Here is a 2,370-nt window from a genome sequence, read left to right on the forward strand (position 1 = left end):
AGGCGGCGCTGATGTTCGATGCGAACGACCAGCTCAGCCACGCGCCGCCCACCACCTGGAAGTGCTACACCGCCGACGGCGCCACTGCCGCCGGCAAATCGAACATCGCCTGGGGCACCAACCTCAACAGCGCCAGCGCCAACAGCTCCGGCATCGGCTCGATCCCGCTGTACGTGATGGACGGCGGCGTCGCGTCGCTCGGCCACCGGCGCTGGGTGTTCAGCCTGGTGCTCGGCGACGTCGGCACCGGCGACACACCGCAGGGCAATGCGCTGTGGGTGCTCGGCAACACGCATGCGGCGCCGAGCGTGCCGAACGGCATGTCGTGGCCGCCGCGCGGCTACGTGCCATGGGACAGCAGCATTGCCGAGCCGGCGATGCGCTGGTCGTTCTCGTACCCGGGTGCGGATTTCTCGGCCGCCACCGTGGCGATGACCGATGACGCCGGTGCGGCCGTGCCGGTGACCGGCGTGGCCGAACTCGACAAGGGCTATGCCGAGAACACGATGGCCTGGTCGATCGGCGGCACCGGGCAGCCGTGGTCGCGGGCGCCGGCCGACACCCGGCTCGGCGTGACGGTGTCGAACGTCAAGATCGGCGGCGTCGCGAAGAGCTTCAGCTACAGCGTGACCTTCATCAAGCCCTGATCGTCAGCGTCCGCCGGTCGCGGTGAAGGCCGCGGCCAGCTTCGCGAACAGCGGCAGCACGCTCGCGTCGTCGGCCTGCAGCAGGCGATCGCCGACGTAGAGCTCGGTCGCGCTCCAGCCCGGCACCTCGGCTGCGCGCACGTGGCCGAAGAGCCAGCAGCGGTCGTGCATGGCGAGCCCATCGCGCGCGTCGAGCACCGCGTCGGGCGGCGCATCGAAGAACAGGTGCAGCAGGTTGGTCTGCGGCACCCGCGGGTTCACGCGCAGCCCGGGGATCGCATTCAGCCCGGCCGCCAGCGACAGGGCGCGCTGGTACAGCGCCGGCATCAGCGCGAGGCGCTCGTCGAAGCGCATCGCGGCCGACACCAGCATCGGGCTCAGGTGGTAGAGCGTGCCGCCCATGCGCCGGCGCCACAGGCGGGCCTGCGCGATGACATCCTCGCTGCCGGCCAGCATCGCCCCCGACACGGCGCCGATGCCCTTGTACAGCGACACGTAGACCGATTCGAAGCCGGCGGCGATCTCGGCCGGGCTGCGCTGGTAGAACGCCGAACACTCCCACAGCCGCGCGCCGTCGAGGTGCAGCGGCATCGAGCGCCGATGGGCCGCAGCGTGCAGGGCCTGCAGCTCCTCCCACGTGGGCAGCTGGCCGCCGGCCTCGCGGATCGGCAGCTCGACGATCGCGCACGCGAGCGGCTGGCGCACCGCGTCCAGGTCGGCCGCGAGCATCGGCCGCAGGCGGTCGCCGACCGGGACGGCATGGCACTGCAGCAGCGCGCTGAAGGCTTCCTCTTCGTGCAGTGCGAGGTGCGACGTGGGATGCAGGCCGAAGCGCGGCAGCCGCGCCGCCTCGGTGTGAATGCGCAGCGCCGCGAGCTGCGCCATCACGCCGCTGGGCATGAAGACCGCGGCCGGCTTGCCGAGCAGCGCGGCGATCTTGCGTTCGAAGTCGGCGGCCAACGCGCCGTTGCCGTAGTGGTCGTGCTCGACGCCGTGGGCTTCGTACCAGGCGGCCATGCGGGCGAACTCCTCGGCCGGCGTGGGCGTGGCGAAGTCGGGGACGACCAGCGTGCACTGGCGGCGCAGTTGCTGGCGTTGTTCGGGGCTGAGGGGCATGAGCGGCTCGAAGGCGGGGAGTCCGCATTGTCAGAAAAAATGGGCCAACTGCTCTGGATTGCAAAAAATCTGGGCTGCCGACAGGAAAAGTGGGTCTCAGGTCGAGTGCGGAGATCCTCGGCGTGTCAGGACTGAAAGCGTTTCCAGTTTCCCCCGCCTGTTACGTAACACGGCGCAATCGGCGCGACGCATCCGGACATCCATCGCCTGCTGGAACGGCGCGGCCTGGTGCGGCACGAGCGGGTTTCGGCTTGTTGCAATGACCCCGTTCCCGGGGTCGGGACGCCCCTCCAGAATCCGCCTGCATTCACAGGGGGAGAGCACCTTCATGGCACACCACAATACGGTCCGCACGGGCCACCGGATCTCGTTGCTGCCGCTGGCGATCGCCGCGGCGGCGGTCGTCGCAGCCTGCGGCAGCGGGGACGACGGCGCGTCGTCCGCCAACGGCAGCGCCGCTGCGCAAGGCGCCGGCCGCGAGGCTGCGGCAGGCGTTTCCACCGCGACGCTGCCGGTCGGCCGCTACGTGATCGTCAATGCGCTGAGCGGCAAGTGCGTCGACGTGGCGGCCGCCAGCACCGCCGATGGCGGCAACATCCAGCAGGCC

The 2,370-nt window shown here is 70.6% G+C and carries 3 protein-coding genes; 2 read left to right on the top strand and 1 reads right to left on the bottom strand.

Translation table 11 applies throughout. The annotated features are described in order from the left end of the window. Positions 1 to 647, top strand: a 647-nt coding sequence (locus tag AC1D15_RS27540) for a hypothetical protein (protein WP_477828507.1), incomplete at its 5' end; no start/stop codon positions are given. A gap of 3 nt (positions 648 to 650) precedes the next feature. Here AC1D15_RS27540 and AC1D15_RS27545 read toward each other — a convergent pair. Then, positions 651 to 1,763: a threonine aldolase family protein gene (locus tag AC1D15_RS27545; RefSeq protein WP_477828508.1), complete on the bottom strand. Its 1,113-nt coding sequence runs from the start codon at positions 1,761 to 1,763 to the stop codon at positions 651 to 653. Between the two features lie 328 nt (positions 1,764 to 2,091). Here AC1D15_RS27545 and AC1D15_RS27550 point away from each other — a divergent pair. Next, positions 2,092 to 2,370, top strand: a 279-nt coding sequence (locus tag AC1D15_RS27550) for an RICIN domain-containing protein (RefSeq protein ID WP_477828509.1), incomplete at its 3' end; no start/stop codon positions are given.

This window comes from Rhizobacter sp. P2_H2, assembly GCF_056403375.1.